Genomic DNA, 19308 nt, shown 5'->3' on the forward strand with positions numbered 1-19308 from the left:
GCCCCGCACCGTTTACCGCAACAGAGAAGAACCATGTCAGCTCCCATCAGCAACGTCCGCCCCGAACCCGACCAGGTGCTGGTCGACATCGTCGACTACGTGCTCGACCATCAGCAGATCACCAGCGCGCTTGCCTATGAAACCGCGCGCCACTGCCTCATCGACACGCTCGGCTGCGGCCTTGAAGCGCTCGAATACCCGGCCTGCACCAAGCTGCTCGGCCCGGTCGTGTTCGGCACGGTGGTGCCGCATGGCGCCAAGGTGCCCGGCACGCCCTACCAGCTCGACCCGATTCAGGCGGCCTTCAACATCGGCACGATGATCCGCTGGCTCGACTTCAACGACACCTGGCTCGCGGCCGAGTGGGGTCATCCGAGCGACAACCTCGGCGGCATTCTTGCCACGGCCGACTGGCTCAGCCGCAATGCGGTGGCCGCGGGACGCAAGCCGCTCGTGATGCGCGACGTGCTCACCGCGATGATCCAGGCGCACGAGATCCAGGGCTGCCTGGCGCTGGAGAACTCGTTCAACAAGGTGGGGCTCGACCACGTGGTGCTGGTGAAGGTGGCTTCGACGGCCGTGGTGGCGCGCCTGATGGGGCTCTCGCGCGACGAGATCGTCAATGCCGTGTCGCTGGCCTGGGTCGATGGGCAGAGCCTTCGCACCTATCGCCATGCGCCCAACACCGGCAGCCGCAAGAGCTGGGCCGCGGGTGACGCCACCAGCCGCGCGGTGCGTCTCGCACTGATCGCCAAGACCGGCGAAATGGGCTACCCGAGCGTGCTCACCGCCAAGACCTGGGGCTTCTACGACGTGCTGTTCAAGGGCCAGCCCTTCAAGTTCCAGCGGCCGTACGGAACCTACGTGATGGAGAACGTGCTGTTCAAGATCAGCTTCCCCGCCGAGTTCCACAGCCAGACGGCGGTGGAAGCGGGCATGGCGCTGCACGCACAGTTGCAGAAGTCCGGCAAGACGGTGGACGACATCAGGAAGGTGACCATTCGCACGCACGAAGCCTGCATTCGCATCATCGACAAGAAGGGGCCGCTCGACAACCCGGCCGACCGCGACCACTGCATCCAGTACATGGTGGCGGTGCCGATGATCTTCGGCCGCCTCACGGCCGCCGACTATGAAGACAGCGTGGCGAACGACCCGCGCATCGATGCGCTGCGCGACAAGATCGTGTGCGTGGAAGACCCGCGCTTCACGGCCGACTATCACGACCCGGAGAAACGCAGCATCGCCAATGCGCTGACCGTGGAGTTCAAGGACGGCACCAGCTTTTCAGAGGTGGCCGTCGAATACCCGATCGGCCACAAGCGCCGCCGCGCGGATGGCATTCCGTTGCTCGAAGCCAAGTTCCGCATCAACCTGGCGCGCCGCTTCGCGCACAAGCAGCAGCAGGCCATCCTCGATGTGTCGCTCGATGCGAAGAAGCTCGAGGCGATGCCGGTGCACGAGTACGTCGACCTGTACACCGCCTGAACCATGTCCGCGAACAACGAATCACCCAGGAAAACCCTGCGCCGACTGGCCGAGGCGCGCCGCGGCGTGCTGGTGCCGGGCGCGTTCAATGCGTTGTCCGCCCGCGTGATCGAAGACCTTGGCTTCGAGGCGATCTACGTCACGGGTGCCGGCGTCACCAACATGCACTTCGGGCTGCCGGACCAGGCCTTCATGGGCCTGCACGAAATAGCGGAGCACACGGCGCGCATCCGCGATGCGGTGAACCTGCCGCTGCTGGTCGATGCCGACACCGGTTTCGGCAATGCGCTCAACGTGCGGCATGCGGTTCGCGTGCTCGAGCGGGCAGGGGCCGACTGCATCCAGCTCGAAGACCAGGTCAGTCCCAAGCGCTGCGGCCACTTCGCGGGCAAGGCGGTGATCGACACGGCCGAGATGCTCGGCAAGATCAAGGCGGCGGTCGATGCGCGCACCGATGCCGATCTGCTCATCATGGCCCGCACCGATGCGGCGGCCGTGCATGGTTTCGAGGCCGCCATCGAGCGCGCGCAGCAGTTCAGCGAGGCCGGTGCCGACATCCTTTTTGTCGAGGCCGTGACCTCGGCCGACGAAGTACGCGCCATGCCGCGGCACCTGCGCAAGCCGCTGCTCATGAACCTGGTGATCGGCGGCAAGACGCCGACCTTCGGCGCTGAAGAGCTCGGCGCGCTCGGCTATGGGCTGGTGCTGTATGCCAACGCCGCATTGCAGGGCGCGGTGGCTGGCATGCAACGTGCGTTGACCGTTTTGCGGGATACTCGCCGCCTCGACGAAGACCCGTCTCTCGTGGTTTCGTTTGCCGAACGGCAGCGCCTGGTCGGCAAGCCCTGGCTCGACGAGCTAGAGCAAAAATATGCGGGGTAGAACGCGAATTGGGTCGAATTTCTTAAACGGAGTGTGCATTTTTGCCCTCTCGTCAGAAAGTTCCCCGTCATTGTTTCAGTTTCATGAACACTGCGATTCGATTGGCTAGGGTTTTCCCTTGTCATCGTGGTGCAAACTTCAGGGCATCCAAAGCCCAATCAAGAAGGAAATTGAAATGAAGACCTCGAACATCCTCGCCGCCGCCGCTCTCTCCCTGCTCGCCGCCGCTGGCGCCCACGCAGAAACGTATGAAGGTGTGCAGCCCCTGACCTCCGGCTACAGCCGCGCCGACGTGGCGCCCGAGGCTGCCGCCGCCGCCCGTGAAGGCAACGTGTACAGCGACGCCGCTTCGTCGACCGTGGCTCCCACGCTGGCTGCTTCGGCCGACCGCGCAGCAGTGCGCAACGAAGCCGTTGCCGCAGCGCACGCTCCGGGCCAGAACCTGCGCCGCGAAGCCTTTGCAGGCAGCGTGGTTCCCTCGCAAGCTCGCAGCTTCACGCGTCAAGCCGGTCTGTAATCGAAAACAGTCAACGAACCAGTTCAGCGGTGCCAAGCCGCTCGCTTGTTGGTTGCTCTCGGCAAGAGATAAAAAGCCGGACAGTGCGAAAGCGCCGTCCGGCTTTTTGTTTTCTACCGAGGCGTTTCAGCGCTGCCGCGCGGCGTGATGGCAGAAGCAGCTGGCCGAATGGTCGTCCACGACGCCGGTGGCCTGCATCCATGCATAGACGATCACCGGGCCGACGAACTTGAAGCCGCGCTTTTTCAGGGCCGCCGACATCTCTTCAGACAGAGGCGTTTTCGTCGGCACCGTTCCCGTGGTGTTGACGATCGGCTTGCCGCCCGCCATGCCCCACACGAACGCCGAGAAATCTTCGCCGGCCGCTTGCATCGCGAGGTAGGCGCGCGCGTTGCCGATGGTGGCCTCGATCTTCGCGCGCGAGCGCACGATGCCGGCGTCCTGCATCAATCGATCGACATCCGCCGCAGTGAACTGCGCCACTTTTTCGGGCACGAAGCCCTGAAACGACGCGCGAAACGCATCGCGCTTGCGCAAGATCGTGAGCCACGAGAGGCCCGCCTGAAAGCCGTCGAGCATGAGCTTTTCCCACAGCGCTCGGCTGTCATGCTCGGGCACGCCCCATTCGGCGTCGTGGTAGGCAGCCAGCAGCGGATCGCTCTGGGCCCAGGTGCAGCGGGGCTTCGTCTCGGGGTTCATCAATTTTCGTTCTGGGGCCGCGCACGCGGCCGGGACAGGAGCCGCGAACTTTAACCAAACACGGAAACCCGAAGGTCTCCGAGACCGCGGTTCAGGCGGCATCTCGGCCGCAACTGCATCCGGTTGATTGCGCCGTTCCATCGCATGGTGGGGCGTTCGGCGCTCGAGCGCGCGGCGCGGGCAGGGTGGCCCGCCGCGGTTGGGGCCTGAAACGCAGCCCGCTGGCGACCCAAAACGTTACTTAAAGTTTCCTCTGACAGAGGGGGCGGAACCGGTCCGTCACCGAGGGGCGGCAGTGTAGACTGCCAGGTTTTTCGTTCAGGGGTATGGCGCAAGTTTCACGGCGCGCAGGTATCAACGGCTCGGCGCTCGTTCGCTTGCTTTCCCGGTTGACTGACATCGACGTTCGCGAATCCCGACAGGGCACCGCGGACCAGTTGAGTCAATGGTTCGGCTGGACAGATGCCATCTCGCTGTCCGCGGCGCTGGATGGGGTTGCAGCAAGCGTGCCTGTTGCCGCACGAGCTTCTGCTTCTGCAAGCGCCGAAGAACGCGAATGCGCGCGCTTGCGCGCCGCGTTGGCGAAAGCCATCGGCGAAGACACCGCATTCACGGCCGGCAAGGAACGCGGGCAACCGCCCGCGGCAGCCGACTTCACGCCCTACCGCCGCCGTTACGTCGCGCAGCAACAGGCGATGGAAACCGGCATCGGTCCTTTGCGCGGCCGTTTGCGCGCAATGCTGGCGGCCAGGTCGCCCGCCATGGCCCGGCTTGCCGCCGTGGATGTGGTCATGGAGCAGGTGCTGGCCGCGCGCGAGCGCAGCTTGCTGTCGACCGTGCCCTCATTGCTCGAAAAACATTTCAAGCGCTTGCATCTGGCCGCCCAGGCTGACCAGTCCGATCAGGCCAGGTCGAGCGGCGCGGATGCGCCTGACGAACCCCCAAGCGGCGTCCAGCCCGGAGAGTGGCTGGACGTATTCCGCAAAGACACCCAGAACGTGCTGCTCGCCGAACTGGACTTTCGATTTCAACCTGTCGAAGGGCTCCTCGAAGCCCTTCGCACGAGGCAACCAGAGTGCCATGACTAGATTTCTTCATTACGCTGTTTTTGTCGCGGGCCTGGCCGTCGTGTGCTGGGTCGGCGCCGGGTACATCGGTTCGCATCCGTTGGCACTCATCGTCACGATGCTCGTCGGCGCCTTCTATCTGATGGGAGCGATGGAGCTGCACCGGTTCCAGCAGGCGACGTCCACCCTGGCCCGTGCCGCGGCTGACCTGTCTGCCGCTCCGGCGGACCTCGGCGCCTGGCTCGGCCGACTGCATCCTTCGCTGCGCAACGCGGTGCGCCTGCGCATCGAGGGCGAGCGTGTCGGCTTGCCCGGTCCGGCGCTGACGCCGTACCTGGCCGGGTTGCTGGTGCTGCTGGGCATGCTGGGCACCTTTCTCGGCATGGTGGTGACGCTGAACGGCACCGGCATCGCGCTGGAGAGCGCGACAGACCTGCAGGCCATTCGCGCTTCTCTTTCCGCGCCGGTAAAGGGCCTGGGGCTGGCGTTCGGCACCTCGGTGGCCGGCGTGGCCGCGTCGGCGATGCTGGGCCTGGCCTCGGCGTTGTGCCGGCGCGAGCGGCTGCAGGCCGGGCAGATGCTCGACAGCAAAATTGCGACCACCTTGCGTGTCTACTCGCTGGCCCATCAGCGCGAGGCATCGTTCCAGTTGCTCGAGCGGCAAGCCCAGGTCATGCCCCAGCTGGTCGATCAGCTGCAGGCCATGATGACTGCGATGGAACGGCAGACCCAGGCGCTGAACGAGCGCCTGATCACCGGCCAGGAGCACTTCCACGGCAAGGCCGAGGCGGTGTACGCCGGCCTGGCCTCGTCGGTCGACCAATCGCTGAAGCAGAGCCTGACCGAAAGCGCGCGCATTGCCGGCGCGACGATCCAGCCGGTGGTCGAAGCCACCATGGCCGGCATCGCGCGCGAGACGGCCTCCTTGCACGACACCATGGCGCAAACCGTGCAGCGGCAACTCGACGGGCTGTCGGGCCGCTTCGAGGCCACCACGGCCACCGTGGCGGACACCTGGAAGTCCGCGCTGGCCGAGCACCAGCGCACCAGCGAGGCGCTGTCCAAGGACTTGCGCGCTTCGCACGACCGCTTCGCCGAAACCTTCGAGCAGCGCTCGGCGTCGCTGGTCGAAAGCGTATCCGCCCGCCTGGAAACCACCGTGGGCAGCGTGTCGGACACATGGGGCAACGCACTCGCACAGCACCAGCGCGCCAGCGAGAAGCTCTCGGGCGACACGCACCAGTCCCTTGCGGCCGCGGCCGCCACTTTCGAGCAGCACTCGGCCTCGTTGCTGCGCACGGTAGGCCAGGCGCATGCCAGCCTGCAGACCGACATGGCCTCGCGCGACGAGCAGCGGCTGTCGGCCTGGACGCAAGCGCTGTCGTCAATGGCCGCAGCGCTGCAGCAAGAATGGCAGCAGGCCGGCGCGCACACGGCCAGCCAGCAGCAACAGCTCTTCGAAACGCTGGCCCATACCGCCCGCGACATGTCGGCGCAGGCGCAAGTGCATGCGAAGAGCACCGTGGCAGAGATTGCCCAGCTCCTGCAAGCCGCCTCGGAAGCACCGCGCGTTGCGGCCGAAGTGGTTGCCGAACTGCGGCAGAAGCTTTCAGACAGCATGGCGCGCGACAACGCGATGCTGGAGGAGCGCAGCCGCATCATGGAAACGCTGGGAACCCTGCTCGACGCCGTGAACCACGCCTCCACCGAGCAGCGCTCGGCGGTCGATGCGCTGGTCGGTGCGTCGGCGGATGTGCTGGAGCGTGTCGGCAGCCGCTTCACCGAAAAGGTCGAGGCGGAAACCGGCAAGCTGGAGAGCGTCGCCGCACAGATCACCGGCAGCGCCGTTGAAGTGGCAAGCCTCGGCGAGGCCTTCGGTTTCGCCGTGCAGCTGTTCAGCGAATCGAACGACAAGCTGGTGGCCCATCTGCAGCGCGTCGAAGGCGCGCTCGGCAAGTCCATCGCGCGCAGCGACGAGCAGCTGGCGTATTACGTTGCGCAGGCAAGGGAGGTCATCGACCTGAGCATCATGTCGCAGAAGCAGATCGTCGAAGACCTGCAGCAGATCGCCAGCCGCCAAGCCGCGGTGGGCAGCGAAGCATGATGGGAGAAGACGTCGACGGCGGCCTGGAGCCGAGCGTGCCGGTATGGGCGGTCTTCGGCGACCTGATGTCGGGGCTGGTCGGCGCCTTTGTGCTGATTCTCGTGGGCGCCCTCGGCATGCAGCTGGACCTTGCGACGAAGCTCGAGGCCGAAGTGCAGCAGCGGCAGGCCGAAACGCAGCGCCGGGAAGCACTCGAACAAGCCTTGGCCGGGCCGCTTGCGGCCGGCCGTGTCACGCTGAACAACGGCCGCATCGGCATCAGCGGCAGCGTGCTGTTCGCCTTCAACTCCGCCGATCTGCAGCCCGAAGGCCGGCAACTGCTGAAGAGCCTGGCCGCACCTGTGGCCGCTTACCTGCGTGCCCGCGACGAAGTCCTGATGGTGAGCGGCTTCACCGACGACCGGCAGATGCGGCAGGCGAAGGAAGGCAACCGTCCGTTCGCCGACAACTGGGAGTTGTCGGCCCAGCGGGCCCTGACGGTGACGCGCGCATTGATCGAAGAAGGCATTCCTTCATCGTCGGTGTTTGCCGCGGCGTTCGGGTCCGAGCAGGCGGTGGCGTCCAATGCCGATGCCGAAGGCCGTTCGAAGAACCGGCGCGTGGAAATGGCACCCACGCCGAGGCAGCCCAATACCAACAACAACGCCAACACGAAGCACCCGTGAACAGCAGCAGCAAGGCGCGCAGAACCGACGCGGCGGCGCCCGTGGCTTTGGCCGGGCACATCGACCCCGTGGCGATGCTCGGCGCTTGGCGCGAGCACGGCGAACATCGCCTGGAGCCGGTGCGCTTTCATCTCATGGAGGCACTGGCCAGGCGTGCGGGCGCCCACCAAGGTGAAGCGCGGCGCATCCTCGACGGCAAGCTGGCCAAGCTGGTGGCGGCCTATGGCGAGAATCTTGAAAAGGCCCGACGCACGGAGAATCCTCCGGCGCTCCATGCTGCGGTGGGGACGCATGCGGACTCGCCCGCTCGCGGTGCGCTCGCGGAGCTCGTCGATCACATCGCCCGGCATGCGCCGGCCCTCGGCGACGGCGCCGCGGCAAACGACGTGGTGCCTGGTCTCGCGCCTGCTCCCGAGCTGAAGACGCTCAGGTACTTCAAGAGCATGTGGTCGCGGCTCAGCGCCGATCGGCGGCTGACGCAGTCGCTGGCGAAGGTGCCCGGGAACGCCGGCCCGCTCAATTCGCATCACCTCGTGCACCGGTCGCTCCTGCTGATGCGCGACTTGTCGCCGGAGTACCTCAACCGCTTCATGACCTACGTCGACACCTTGTTGTGGGTCGATCAGGTAAATGGCGCCGGCGCCTCGTCGGGGACAACCGCAAGTCCCCCGCGCGCCGAGGGCCAGAAGAAGACCGCGCGCGGCAAATCCGGCTGAGGCCCTGTCGGCTAACGCAAGCCGTGCGCGCGGATCACGGCCTTGAGCCGCCGCACCTCGTGCTGCAGGTCGAGAATCAGCGCGGCGGTATCGAGGCCCACGCCGAAGTCGCGCTCGAGCCTGCGAGCTTCGAGTGCGCATTGCAGATCGGTGCTCGAGAACTGCCAGCGCTCGGGCGGCGCCTCGGCCGTGGAAATCTGCACGATGCCCACTTCGACGAGTTGCACCACCCATTCGGTATCGGCGCCGCAGGCATGGGCGACCTCGCTCGCGGCGAGCGGCTGCGACGCGCTGACGGCTGTCGTGACGGAAACGGTCGCCATGTTCACACTCCCAGATGCTGGCGTGGGTTGAACGAAACCGACGCTTGCGCCAGTTGCTCATAGGCCTTGCGTGCGGCCTCGTTGTCGGCGGGGGGCAGCGCAATGTCGAGCAGCAGGTACAGGTCGCCGGGCTGCTTGCCGCCGAGCCCGCGGCCCTTGAGCCGCAGCTTGAGGCCGCTGCGCGCATTGCGCGGCACGGTCACCTCGACCGCGCCGCCGGCGGGCACGGGCACTGTTACCTGCGCGCCGAGCGCGGCCTCGGTCGGGGTGACGGGCAGCGTCATGTAGAGGTCGCGCTCCTCGATGCGGTAGAGCTTGTGCGGTGCGATGCGCACTTCCAGGTAGAGATCGCCGGCCGGTTCGCCGCCATGGCCGGGCATGCCCTGGCCGGCGAGCCGGATGAACTGCCCCGGATGCATGCCGGGCGGAATCTTGACGCTGAGCGTGCGCGTCTTGAACGCGGGGCGGCCTTGCGCGTCGAGTTCTTGCGCACGCAGCGTGATCTCGCGTTCGGCGCCGTTGATCGCGTCCTCGAGTGCGATTTCGATGGCCGCATGATGGTCTTCGCCGCGTGCGCGGTAGTTGCGCCTTGCCGCGCCGCGGCGCTCGGCCTCGCCGAAGAGCGACGAAAAGAACTCGCTGAACTCGGCATGGTCGGCCGGGCCCTGGTTCGGCCCGCGGTGGAATTCGAAGCCGGCGTCCCAGCCCGGCGGCGGCTGGAAGTCGCCCTCAGGACGGCCGCCACGCGCCACGCGGTCGGCCAGCGCGTCGTAGGCGGCACGCTTTTCCTTGTCGCGCAGCACGTCGTTGGCTTCGTTGATGTCGCGCATGCGCTTCTCGGCGTCGGCTTCCTTGCTGACGTCGGGGTGGTACTTGCGCGCGAGCTTCCGGTAGGCCTTGCGCACCTCGTCTTCCGACGCGGTGCGGTCGATGCCCAGGGCGCTGTAGTAGTCCTTGAATTCCATGGCTGCCAGTTGAGTGAATGCCGAACAGTACGCGCCCAGCCTGGTTCAGGCCAGGGCCGAATCCCCGTCGGCATGCCGCAGCAGCGGCGTTACGGCCCATGCAGGGCCGCTGCGCGAAAAACGCAATGGCTGCGCATTGCCGAGCAGGCCCAGGTCGATGGGCACGCCGATCAGCGCGGCCAGCGCGTAGAGCGTGCCGCCGTGCGCCACCACCAGCACCGGTGCCGGCTGTGCCAGCGCGGCGTCGAGCGCCAGCCTTTTGCGCGCCACGAACTGCTCGAGCGTTTCGCCCCCGTCGGGCTCGCAGGCCCAGTCGATCTCGGCCGAAGAGGTGCCGATGAGCGCGCCGAAATTACGTTCGCGCAGCGCCGCTTGCGGCGTGGGCTCGAGGCGGAGCACGGCCGCAACCGTGTGCGCGGTGTCGTGGGCGCGCCGTGCATCGCTGCAGACGATGGTGCGAATCGGCTCGCCGGCCAGCAGCTGGGCGGCACGGGCTGCCTGCTGGAGCCCCAGTTCGCTCAGCGGTTCGTCCACCGCCTGGAAAATGCGCTGCGCATTGCGGCCGGTCTGGCCGTGGCGCAGGAAGTAGAAATGGTCGCAAGCCGGTGCCAGCGGCTGCGCGGCGGCAATGCGCACCAGCTGGTCGAGGCCGGCTGTCGCGCCGTGGGGAAAAGGTGCCTGTGACATGGGGTGTGGGGGTGTGGATCAACCGAACTTCATGCCCTTGGGGCGCGCCTGCAGGCGGTCGATGTAGGCATCGATCTTGGCCCGGTTGGAACGCCCGCCGAATGCGCGGTGCCAGATGAACATCGCGCCGATCATCACGTCGGCCGCGGTGAACTGCGCGCCGAAGAGATAGGGGCCATAGCCCAGTTCGCGCTCCACCGCATCCTTGGCCTGCTCGAAATTGGTCCAGCCGCGCGCGCTGTTTTTACTGTGCAACCCGAGCAGGCTGTCGCCCATCGAGGGCTCCAACTGCGCCGTCGAATAGACCATCAGCGACAGGTAGCGGCCCCGGTCGGGCGAGCCCATCGACGGGGCCAGTCCGGCCTCGGGAAACTTCTCGGCCACGTACATGCAGATGGCCGCGTTCTCGAACACGCGGGTGCGGCCGTCGACCAATGCCGGCAGCTTGCCCGAGGGGTTGATCTTCAGGTACTCGGGCTTCTTGTGCGCCTTCTCCTTGATGAGGGTCGGCACGATTTCGTATTCCGCGCCGGCTTCGTCGAGCATCCATTTCGCGACCTGCGAGCGGCTTTGCGGGTCAAAATACAGCTTCATCATCGAAGAGCCTCCTTTCAGTGGATGGACGGTCAGAACTTGGGAATGCGCAGCGTCTTGCTGATCATCAGCGTGCCCGACAGCGCAAAGAGCAGCGTGAGCGGATGCAGCTGCCAGGGGCCGAGCACCCACGCGCCGCCCCACACGGCGTCTCCGATGCGGCCTTGCCAGGCGGCCCAGGCCAGCACGCCCACCAGCACCACGCTGGTCGGGATGGGCGTGCCTTCGAAGTACTTGACCTTGTCGGCGCCCTCGGAAAGCGCCTCGGCCGTGACGTTGTAGCGCGCGAGCCGGCTCACGCCGCAGCCGACGAAATAGATCAGCAGCACGCAGTCCCAGCCGCCGTCCAGGCCCGCGGCGAAGGCAAGCGCCGCGGGCGCTACGCCGAAGGAGATCACATCGGCCAGCGAGTCGAGTTCGCGCCCCAGGGCGGAGTGCGTTTGCCGCCAGCGCGCGATGCGCCCGTCGAACACGTCGAATACGAAGGCAGCGGGTGCGAGTGCGGCGGCCCAGAAGAATTGCGCGAGCGAATGGCTCGCCATGAAGGCCATGGCGAGGAACACCGCGCCCACGCCGCACGCGGCGTTGCCGAGCGTGAAGGCGTCGGCCAGGTGAAAGCCGCGGATCATCGAAAAATGCTTGCGGGCCGGTGCGGGAGAGGGGGTGGTCATGGGGGGCTTCGGAGTCGGCGAATGCACCGCACCTTAACGCAAGCGGGGCCGCTTGCCTGTAGTCGCCATCCGACTCCGGAAGATGCGGGCCGGCCCGACCCGGCCGGCGGCACCGTCGAACCAGGCTCAGACTGGAAGCCGCGCCTCGTAAGCCTTTTCGAGTTCTGCGTGGTTGGTCCAGAAACCCCGGGGCTTGCGCTCGTGCAGCACATCGTCGAGCACGTCGAGATGCGCGTGCCAGCCGCTGGAGACGCTGAGCGTGTCCTTGCGATCGGGCAGGCGGCGGTGCGTGAGCACGAGGTGCGTTGAATCGCCCCGGGGCGTGAACTCGAAGCTCACCTCGGAGGCGGTGGCGCTTTCGCTGCCCCAGCTGATGGTCAGGCGCTTCAATGGCTCCAATGCGATGAGCCGCGATTTCTGGGAAATGGGGCTGCGGCAGGCGGCAAAGCGGTCGGGTGCCACTTCTCCGGAAAGGCTGGTGTGGTCGAAGCGCAGTTCGAACACGCCGCCGGTCTCTTCAACCATGGTGCCGCCGGCCAGCCAGGCGGCGCGCTTATCGGGGTCGACGAAATAGGCCCACACGCGCTCGACGGGCGCGGGCAGGGTGCGCTCCATGCGCAGGGTGCCGGGTTCGATCAGGGTTCCGAGGTTGCTCGTGGTCATTGCTTGCTCCTTGAATGGAAAGGGAAAGAACTTCACTTGCGGGATGTGTCGCGCCGCAACGCCTGCTCCAGCGCGTCCAGGTGGTTGTTCCAGAAGCCTTCGTAGTACCGCAGCCATGCGTTGGCCGTTGCGAGCGCCGCCGGCTCCAACCGGCAGACGTGCGCGCGGCCCTGCACCATGCGGGACACCAGGCCGGCGCGCTCCAGCGCCTTGACGTGCTTCGATGCGCCCGCGAAAGACATTCGAAACGGCGCGCCGAGCTCGCCCACGCTGCACTCGCCCTGGGCCAGCAGCTGCAGCATCGTTCGGCGCGTGCTGTCGGCCAGGGCATGGAACACGGCATCGAGCCGTTCATCGTCTAGTTCAACCATAAGGTTGAATATAGTTGCGCCGAAAAAATTATTCAACCGAGAAGTTGAATGAATTTGTGCGGTTACACCCGGTACAGGCGAGACGCGGTTGCGCGGCCTGGCGCTGGAGCCTGCGCGATGGTGCTCCTACGATTCCCTTCGTTCCATCCACTCGCTGACAAACAAACAAATGAAACCCTTCGCCAATCGCCGCATCTTCTTGCTCGCCGCTTCCGCATTGCCGCTGGCCAGCGCCTGTACCGCATGGTCCGCCAAAGTGCCGAAGGCCACGTCGGCCGAGGCGCAGCTCGCGGTGCTCGAAAGCTCGGTGGGCGGGCGGCTCGGCGTGGCCGCATTCGACACCGGCAGCGGCGCGCGCGTGCAGCACCGCGCCACCGAGCGCTTTCCGCTGTGCAGCACCTTCAAGACGATGCTGGCCGCGGCCATCCTCGCGCGCAGCGCGCGTGACAGCAGCCTGCTCGAGCGGCGGGTTAGCTACAGCAAGAGCGACATCCTGACCAATTCGCCCATTACCGAGAAGCACCTGGGGCGGGGCATGACGGTTGCCGCCATGTGCGCCGCCACCATCCAGTACAGCGACAACGCCGCGGCCAACCTGCTGATGAAAATTCTGGGCGGGCCTTCCGCGGTGACTGCGTTCGCGCGCTCCATCGGCGACCAGGCCTTCAGGCTCGATCGCTGGGAGACCGAACTCAACAGCGCCATTCCGGGCGATCTGCGCGACACGACCTCGCCCGAGGCCATGGCCGCAAGCCTGCAGCGGCTGGTGCTGGGCGACGCACTCGGCGCAGCGCAGCGCAGCCAGCTCGAAACCTGGCTGCTGGGCAACACCACCGGCGCCGCCCGCATTCGCGCCGGCGTGCCGGCGGACTGGAAGGTGGGCGACAAGACCGGCCTGGGCTCCTACGGTACCAACAACGACACGGGCGTGCTGTGGCCGCCCGCGGGCGCGCCACTGGTGCTGGCGGTCTACCTGACCTTTCCCAGGGAGGATGCGCCAGCCCGCAACGATGTCATTGCATCGGCGGCGCGCATCGTGGTGAACGCACTGAGGGGCTGAGCCCGGCGCTTATCTGTTTATCTATTCTTCGCTCGTCCACTCCACCTGCACGCCCAGGCTGCGCAGGTTCTCGACGAAGCGGGGGTGGGCGCGGCGGATCGGCGCGGCGTTGCGGATCTCGGAGCGGCCTTCGATGCTGGCCGCAACCATGAAGAGCGCAATCGCCACGCGAATGATGTAGGGGCTCTCGACCACGGCCGGCGTCAGCGGGCTGCCGCCGAAGCTGATGAGCCGGTGCGGGTCCGAAGAGAAGACATGGGCGCCGAACTTCGAGAGTTCGCTGGTCCACCCCAGGGCGCCGTCGTACACCTTGTTCCAGAACATCGCGTTGCCCTGGGCGCGCACGCCCAGCGCAATGAAGATGGGCAGCAGGTCGACCGGAAAGTAGGGCCACGGCGCAGCCTCCACCTTGGTGAGCACGTTGCTCGTGAAAGGCGTCTCCACTTTCAGCGGACCGGTGCAAGTGGCGCGCGACCAGCCGTCTTCATGCGTGACCGTGACGCCGAACTTGGCGAAGGTGCGGTCGATCAGCGGAAAGTTTTCCGGCGCGCTGTTGCGCACGACCACGTCGCCGCCCGTGATGGCGCCCAGGGCCAGGAAGGTGGTGATCTCGTGAAAGTCTTCGTCGAACCGGAACTCCCCGCCGCCCAGGGCATTGCCGCCGTGCACCGTGAGCCGCGAGGTGCCGATGCCCTCGATGCGCACGCCCAGCATCGTCATGAAGCGGCAGAACTCCTGCACGTGCGGCTCCGAAGCGGCGTTGGTGAGCGTCGACGTGCCGTTGGCCGCCGCCGCGCACAGCACGAAGTTTTCGGTGGTGGTGACGGAGGCGTAGTCGAGCCAGTGTTCGGTGGGCGTCAGCGGCCCGTCGCAGCGCACGAGCAGCGAGCCGCTGGCGCGTTCCACCTTGCCGCCGAAGCGGCGAAACACGTCGACGTGCGGATCGATCTCGCGCACGCCGAGCGTGCAACCCTTGACGTTGTCTTCCAGCCGCGCAATGCCGAAGCGCGCCAAAAGCGGAGGCACCAGCATGATCGACGAGCGCATCTCCTCGGGCAGCCGGTCGCGTGCGGCATCGAACGCCGTCTCGCGGTGGTGCAGCTCCAGCGTGCCGGTGGCGTGGTCCATGCGCGCCTCGCTGCCCAGGCTGCGGAAGATGTCGAGGATCTTGCGCACATCGGTGATGTCGGGCACCCCGTGCAGCCGCAGCGGCTCATGCGTGAGCAGCGTGGCGCACAGCACCGGCAGCACGGCATTCTTGTTGGCGGAAGGAACGATGCGGCCGCGAAGCGGCGTACCGCCGTGCACGATGAGATTGGACATGGGAAAAACGGGGCAGGAACGAACCGGTGAATGAGTGCCGGAACTGTACCTGCCGCGCGAGCCAAGCCGCAGGGCCCGGTAGTGAACTATTCCGCGTTCAGCTGTTCCGCCACTTCCCGCCGGCCCAGGCCGCGCACGGATGCCAGGCCTTCGAGCTGTGCCTTGCGGGGGCGGGCCCTGCCTTGTTCCCACTTGTAGATGGTCTGGCCGGTCACCCCCACCAGCTTTCCATAAGCCGCCGCCGAGAGGCCGAGCTTTTCGCGGTGCGCCGCCAGCCGGGTGGCGCTGAACCGGCGGGACGGTCCCGATTCGCCTTCGTCGGCCTCGCCTGCGGGGGAGACGCGTGCGGACACCCTGAGGGCGTGCCGCAATTCCTTCTCCAGTTTCTCGACTTGCCGGCGCAATGCGGCGATCGAGGCGCGGTGATGCGCGGATGCTTTTTTCAGCGTTTCAATCTCTGTGCGCACTTCCTTGCGGGCGACACGGGAAATCTCGGCTTTGAGGATGGAGGCAATATTTGGCATGGAACGCATTTTGCACACCTTGCGCGAAGCCGGATTGCCAAGTAATTAAAAAGTGCTTATTTTCAGTCGCGACGGCGCGCCGTCAAGCAGTCGTCAAAGCACGAACCAGCCCACCGATACGAAATGGCTGGCCGTGCCCGCAAGCACGAACAGATGCCAGGTCCCATGCGCATGCCTGAACCCTCGGCGGTTTCGATAGAACACCGTGCCCACCGTGTAGAGCACACCGCCCGCCAGCAGCCATGCAAGGCCGCCGCTATCGAGCCGTGCCGCCAATGGCGCTGCAGCCAGCACCCCCAGCCATCCCATCCCGATGTAGAGCGCCAGCGGAGGCTTCGAAGCCGCGCTGTCCGCCTGCAACAGTTCGCGCCCGATACCGAAGAACGCGGCGCCCCACACCGCAACGAGCAGCAACCAGCCCCAGATGCCCTGCAGCGTGACGAGTGCGAAAGGCGTGTAGGTGCCCGCAATCAGCAGGTAGATGGCGCAATGGTCGACCCGTTCCCAGAAGCGCTTCATGCGCCCGCGCGTGCTGTGGAACAGCGTCGATGCGGCATACAGCGCCACAGCCGAAAGAGAGAACACCAGCGCGCCGGCAATCCGCGCGGCATCACCGGTGGGTACGGTCTTGGCTAGGAACAGGACCGTGGCCGACAGTGCAAGCACCAGGCCCAGCAGATGGCTGTATCCGTTGAGCCGTTCGCCGGGGTACATCGCTTGGGGAGCAGTCTTGGTTGAAGTAGGGGCGTAGGGGCAAAAGGCCGGCGAATGCTAGGTCGGCCTCATGACTTCACGGTGACGGTGGGCGGGGCTGTGGCTGTCCGTGTCTAAGCGGGCGTGCCGAAGCGCTCCGCATAAAGCTGCGCGATCCAGTCGATGAACACCCTCACCCTCGGCGAGAGCTGGCGGTGGTGCGGATACAGCACCGAATAGACCATCGGCGGGCAGGGCGCATGCGGCAATATCTCGACCAGCGTGCCCTCGCGCAACTGGCTCTCCACGCTGAAGCGCGGCACCTGGATGATGCCGCAGCCCTGTTCGGCGCAGGTCTTGTAGAGCTCGGCGTCGTTCACGCTGATCCAGTCTTCCAGCATGCACGTCTCGAGCTTGCCGTCCACCATGAACTCATAGGGAAACACCTCGGGCCGCGAGGCCGAAAAGAAGTTGACGGCCATGTGCTGCGCGAGATCTGACGGCTGCGTGGGCGTGCCGTACTTGGCCAGGTAGCCCGGGCTCGCGCATGTGACCTGCGGAAGCAGTGCCAGGCGGCGCGTGACAAGCGACGAATCCTTCGGCTCGCCCGCGCGCACCACGCAGTCGACGCCCTCTCGCACCAGGTCCACCAGCCGATCGCCGCTGCCGATTGCAAGCTCGATGTGCGGGTAGCGCTCGTGAAACTCGTGAATGCGCGGCAACACGATCGCCTTGGCGGGCGCGCCATGAATGTCGATGCGCAGGCGCCCGCGCGGGTTGACCGACAGTTCCGACAACGAAGACTCCGCCTCTTCCAGTTCCCTCAGCAGATGGCGGCAACGCTCGTAGAAGGCCTGGCCGTCGACCGTGGTGCGCACCTGGCGCGTCGTGCGCTCCAGCAGCCGCACATGCAGCCTTGCCTCCAGTTCCTTGATGGCGTGCGTGGCCGTGGCACGTGGAATGTCGAGTGCGGCCGCTGCCTGCGTGAAGCTGCCGAGATCGACGATGCGGGTGAACAGCTGCATGGCGTCGAAGCGGTCCATGGGTTCCTCAATTGTTGAGTCTCATTGAATTGTATTGGCGAGATTTGCGTATTTATTCACCTCTGTAGAACAGAGAGACTTTCCGCTCCCACCCCTTCGACATTCAAGGAGCGACCTCATGCAACTGATCTTTCCGCGGCTGCGCAGCATTTACGACCGGCTGGAGCCGTTGAGCTATGCGCTGCTGCGCATCGCCTTCGGGCTGATGCTCATGACCCACGGCATCCCCAAGCTGCTGGGCCGCAGCCACGGCAGCATGGCCGACCCGATGGCCGGGTCGGTCAACCTGATCGCCAACGTGCTGCATCTGCCCGGCGCGCCGCTGATCGGTTGGTTCGTCGCGCTGCTCGAAGGCGTCGGCGGGCTGATGCTGGCGCTGGGCTTCCTGACGCGCATCGTCGCGCCGATGGTGGTGGTGCAGATGCTGGTCATCAGCTACCTGCTGGCACCGACCTTTCCCTGGATCGACCGCGGCTACGAATACCCGCTGATGCTGGTCTTCGTCGCGCTTTGCATCTCGGCGCGCGGCAGCGGCCGCGCCTCGATCGATGCGCGCCTTGGCCGCGAATTCTGAAAAAAAAAGAAGAGCCCCATGAGCAATTCACTCCAGCAGAACGCAACAGGCCCGTCGGCTGCCTTCAACACCCTCAACCGCCGCATGTTCATGATGACCACGGCGGCCGGTGCGGGCGCCGCGGCTTCGGCCGGCGCAAGCACGGCCGCGGAAACCGGCAGCGCGACACCGACGCCCGGCACGGGCTCCCAGGAGACCCGCGTCACCATCAACGGCAAGCGCCATGAACTGAAACTGGAGCCGCGCGCCTCGCTGCTCGACGTGCTGCGCGAGCAGCTCGACCTCACCGGCGCCAAGAAGGGCTGCGACCACGGCCAGTGCGGCGCCTGCACGGTGCACGTGGACGGCCGCCGCGTGGCGTCGTGCCTCACGCTGGCCGTGAAGACCGACGGTTGCGCCGTCACCACCATCGAAGGCATCGAGTCGGCCGACGGCACGCTGCACCCGATGCAGCAGGCCTTTCTCGATCACGATGCCTTGCAGTGCGGCTACTGCACGCCCGGCCAGATCATGGCGGCCATTGCCTGCGTGCGCGAAGGCCACGCCACCAGCGACGCGCAGATCCGCGAATACATGAGCGGCAACATCTGCCGATGCGGCGCCTACACGGGCATTCTCGAGGCAATCCGCGAGGCCGCGCCCCATGTGCGGCGCATGGAAGGCCGCATGAAGGGCCGCCGCCATGCATGACTTCGCCTACCTCCGTCCGCGCAGCACCGGCGAAGCCGTGCAGCTGCTGGCCCGACACCAGCCCGGCGCGCGCTATTTCGCGGGCGGAACCACGCTGTTCGACCTGATGAAACTCGGCGTCGAAGCGCCGGCCACGGTGATCGACATCACCCGCATCGAAGGCCTGCGCGAAGTCGATACGTCGAGCCGTGACGAACTGCGCATCGGCGCGCTCGCAGCCATGAGCGATGTGGCCGAGAACGCCGTGGTGCAGCGCGAATTTCCGGCTCTGTCGGAATCGCTCTGGAAGGCCGCCTCACAGCAACTGCGCAACATGGCGACGGTGGGCGGCAACCTGCTGCAGCGCACGCGCTGCGCCTACTTTCGCGGCGGGCCTGAATTCGCGTGCAACAAGCGCGTGCCCGGCAGCGGATGCGCGGCGTTGGGCGGCCAGAACCGCGGCCACGCGGTGCTTGGGGGCAGCGAAGCCTGCGTGGCCGTCTACCCCGGCGATTGGGCCGTTGCGCTGGCGGCCTTCGATGCGCTTGTCGACACCGTCAGCCCACGCGGCGAGCGTACGGTGCCGTTGCGCGAACTGCACCGCGCGCCCGGCACCACACCGCACCTGGAAACGGTGCTCGCGGCCGACGAACTGATCGTGCGCATCCGCGTACCGCGCGGGCCCATCGGCCGGGGCTCGGCGTACCACAAGATCCGCGACCGCGAGTCCTACGCCTTTGCGCTTGCGTCGGCGGCGGTTGCATTGCAGATCAGGAGCAACCGGGTGGTCGACGCGCGCATTGCGCTCGGCGGCGTGGCGACGCATCCGTGGCGCGCGGTGCAAGCCGAGCGCAGCCTGGTCGGCGCCCCGTTCACGCGCGCGGCCGCGCGGCGCGCCGCCGAACTTGCCTTCGAGGGCGCGAAGCCGCTCGAGCACAACGCGTTCAAGGTGGCGCTCGGCATCGAAACGGTAACCGACGCGCTGATGCTGGCCAGGGAAAGGAACTGAA

23 protein-coding genes are annotated in these 19308 nt (G+C 66.5%); 11 read left to right on the forward strand and 12 right to left on the reverse strand.

Translation table 11 applies throughout. The features are described 5' to 3' along the window. The first annotated feature begins 33 nt into the window (after positions 1 to 33). The 3 genes from ABIC94_RS21060 to ABIC94_RS21070 all read left to right on the forward strand — a co-directional run bounded on the left by ABIC94_RS21060 (position 34) and on the right by ABIC94_RS21070 (position 2887). On the forward strand, positions 34 to 1488 hold the full coding sequence (locus ABIC94_RS21060; RefSeq protein WP_354374922.1) for a bifunctional 2-methylcitrate dehydratase/aconitate hydratase: 1455 nt from the start codon (positions 34 to 36) through the stop codon (positions 1486 to 1488). Between the two features lie 3 nt (positions 1489 to 1491). After that, on the forward strand, positions 1492 to 2370 hold the full coding sequence (locus tag ABIC94_RS21065) for an isocitrate lyase/PEP mutase family protein (protein WP_354374923.1): 879 nt from the start codon (positions 1492 to 1494) through the stop codon (positions 2368 to 2370). A gap of 175 nt (positions 2371 to 2545) precedes the next feature. Further along, positions 2546 to 2887, forward strand: a complete 342-nt coding sequence (locus ABIC94_RS21070; RefSeq protein WP_354374924.1) for an alpha/beta hydrolase — start codon at positions 2546 to 2548, stop codon at positions 2885 to 2887. A gap of 126 nt (positions 2888 to 3013) precedes the next feature. Here ABIC94_RS21070 and ABIC94_RS21075 read toward each other — a convergent pair whose 3' ends face one another. Next, positions 3014 to 3586, reverse strand: a complete 573-nt coding sequence (locus ABIC94_RS21075; protein ID WP_354374925.1) for a DNA-3-methyladenine glycosylase I — start codon at positions 3584 to 3586, stop codon at positions 3014 to 3016. Positions 3587 to 3912: 326 nt separating this feature from the next. Between ABIC94_RS21075 and ABIC94_RS21080 the strand changes: the two genes are divergently transcribed. The 4 genes from ABIC94_RS21080 to ABIC94_RS21095 all read left to right on the forward strand — a co-directional run bounded on the left by ABIC94_RS21080 (position 3913) and on the right by ABIC94_RS21095 (position 8138). Beyond that, a complete protein-coding gene (locus ABIC94_RS21080) occupies positions 3913 to 4674 on the forward strand; it encodes a DUF3348 domain-containing protein (RefSeq protein ID WP_354374926.1) in 762 nt (253 codons plus the stop codon). Next, a complete protein-coding gene (locus ABIC94_RS21085; RefSeq protein ID WP_354374927.1) occupies positions 4667 to 6757 on the forward strand; it encodes a DUF802 domain-containing protein in 2091 nt (696 codons plus the stop codon). Before ABIC94_RS21080 ends, ABIC94_RS21085 begins: the two co-directional genes overlap by 8 nt. Next, positions 6757 to 7422, forward strand: coding sequence for an OmpA family protein (locus tag ABIC94_RS21090; RefSeq protein ID WP_354375073.1), 666 nt, complete (start codon positions 6757 to 6759; stop codon positions 7420 to 7422). Before ABIC94_RS21085 ends, ABIC94_RS21090 begins: the two co-directional genes overlap by 1 nt. 74 nt (positions 7423 to 7496) lie before the next feature. Then, positions 7497 to 8138, forward strand: coding sequence for a DUF2894 domain-containing protein (locus ABIC94_RS21095; RefSeq protein ID WP_436318073.1), 642 nt, complete (start codon positions 7497 to 7499; stop codon positions 8136 to 8138). A gap of 11 nt (positions 8139 to 8149) precedes the next feature. Here the strand turns inward: ABIC94_RS21095 and ABIC94_RS21100 are convergent, their stop codons facing one another. The 7 genes from ABIC94_RS21100 to ABIC94_RS21130 form a co-directional block, all read right to left on the reverse strand. Beyond that, entirely contained in the window at positions 8150 to 8461 is a 312-nt protein-coding gene (locus ABIC94_RS21100; RefSeq protein WP_354374929.1) for a chaperone modulator CbpM, read from the reverse strand. A 2-nt stretch (positions 8462 to 8463) separates the two neighbouring features. After that, on the reverse strand, positions 8464 to 9426 hold the full coding sequence (locus tag ABIC94_RS21105; RefSeq protein WP_354374930.1) for a DnaJ C-terminal domain-containing protein: 963 nt from the start codon (positions 9424 to 9426) through the stop codon (positions 8464 to 8466). Positions 9427 to 9471: 45 nt separating this feature from the next. Continuing rightward, positions 9472 to 10113 (reverse strand): histidine phosphatase family protein, encoded by a 642-nt coding sequence (locus ABIC94_RS21110; protein ID WP_354374931.1) that lies wholly within the window; start codon positions 10111 to 10113, stop codon positions 9472 to 9474. 18 nt (positions 10114 to 10131) lie between these two features. Then, the gene (locus tag ABIC94_RS21115) at positions 10132 to 10710 is read right to left on the reverse strand and encodes a glutathione S-transferase family protein (protein WP_354374932.1); all 579 of its coding nucleotides are present in this window, start codon (positions 10708 to 10710) and stop codon (positions 10132 to 10134) included. A 29-nt stretch (positions 10711 to 10739) separates the two neighbouring features. Next, complete coding sequence (locus ABIC94_RS21120) at positions 10740 to 11378, reverse strand: CDP-alcohol phosphatidyltransferase family protein (RefSeq protein WP_354374933.1); 639 nt, start codon at positions 11376 to 11378, stop codon at positions 10740 to 10742. 126 nt (positions 11379 to 11504) lie between these two features. Beyond that, complete coding sequence (locus tag ABIC94_RS21125; protein ID WP_354374934.1) at positions 11505 to 12041, reverse strand: SRPBCC family protein; 537 nt, start codon at positions 12039 to 12041, stop codon at positions 11505 to 11507. Positions 12042 to 12073: 32 nt separating this feature from the next. Beyond that, entirely contained in the window at positions 12074 to 12412 is a 339-nt protein-coding gene (locus tag ABIC94_RS21130) for an ArsR/SmtB family transcription factor (protein ID WP_354374935.1), read from the reverse strand. A gap of 169 nt (positions 12413 to 12581) precedes the next feature. On the opposite strand from ABIC94_RS21130, the gene bla reads away from it, so the two are divergent. After that, positions 12582 to 13472, forward strand: a complete 891-nt coding sequence (gene bla / locus ABIC94_RS21135) for a class A beta-lactamase (protein ID WP_354374936.1) — start codon at positions 12582 to 12584, stop codon at positions 13470 to 13472. Positions 13473 to 13493: 21 nt separating this feature from the next. Here bla and ABIC94_RS21140 read toward each other — a convergent pair whose 3' ends face one another. The 4 genes from ABIC94_RS21140 to ABIC94_RS21155 form a co-directional block, all read right to left on the reverse strand. Further along, on the reverse strand, positions 13494 to 14795 hold the full coding sequence (locus tag ABIC94_RS21140) for a UDP-N-acetylglucosamine 1-carboxyvinyltransferase (RefSeq protein WP_354374937.1): 1302 nt from the start codon (positions 14793 to 14795) through the stop codon (positions 13494 to 13496). An 86-nt stretch (positions 14796 to 14881) separates the two neighbouring features. Continuing rightward, complete coding sequence (locus tag ABIC94_RS21145; protein WP_354375074.1) at positions 14882 to 15319, reverse strand: helix-turn-helix domain-containing protein; 438 nt, start codon at positions 15317 to 15319, stop codon at positions 14882 to 14884. A 93-nt stretch (positions 15320 to 15412) separates the two neighbouring features. Next, a complete protein-coding gene (gene trhA / locus ABIC94_RS21150; RefSeq protein ID WP_354374938.1) occupies positions 15413 to 16033 on the reverse strand; it encodes a PAQR family membrane homeostasis protein TrhA in 621 nt (206 codons plus the stop codon). Positions 16034 to 16146: 113 nt separating this feature from the next. Then, on the reverse strand, positions 16147 to 17055 hold the full coding sequence (locus ABIC94_RS21155; protein WP_354374939.1) for a LysR family transcriptional regulator: 909 nt from the start codon (positions 17053 to 17055) through the stop codon (positions 16147 to 16149). Between the two features lie 118 nt (positions 17056 to 17173). Between ABIC94_RS21155 and ABIC94_RS21160 the strand changes: the two genes are divergently transcribed. From ABIC94_RS21160 to ABIC94_RS21170, 3 genes are read left to right on the forward strand one after another with little or no spacing between them, the layout of a single operon-like run. Next, entirely contained in the window at positions 17174 to 17629 is a 456-nt protein-coding gene (locus ABIC94_RS21160) for a DoxX family protein (RefSeq protein WP_354374940.1), read from the forward strand. Positions 17630 to 17647: 18 nt separating this feature from the next. Further along, complete coding sequence (locus ABIC94_RS21165) at positions 17648 to 18319, forward strand: (2Fe-2S)-binding protein (protein ID WP_354374941.1); 672 nt, start codon at positions 17648 to 17650, stop codon at positions 18317 to 18319. Next, on the forward strand, positions 18312 to 19307 hold the full coding sequence (locus tag ABIC94_RS21170; RefSeq protein WP_354374942.1) for an FAD binding domain-containing protein: 996 nt from the start codon (positions 18312 to 18314) through the stop codon (positions 19305 to 19307). Before ABIC94_RS21165 ends, ABIC94_RS21170 begins: the two co-directional genes overlap by 8 nt. Position 19308 lies beyond the last annotated feature (1 nt).

The organism is Variovorax paradoxus (assembly GCF_040544635.1).
In the GTDB taxonomy this organism is placed as follows: Bacteria; Pseudomonadota; Gammaproteobacteria; order Burkholderiales; family Burkholderiaceae_C; genus Variovorax; species Variovorax paradoxus_R.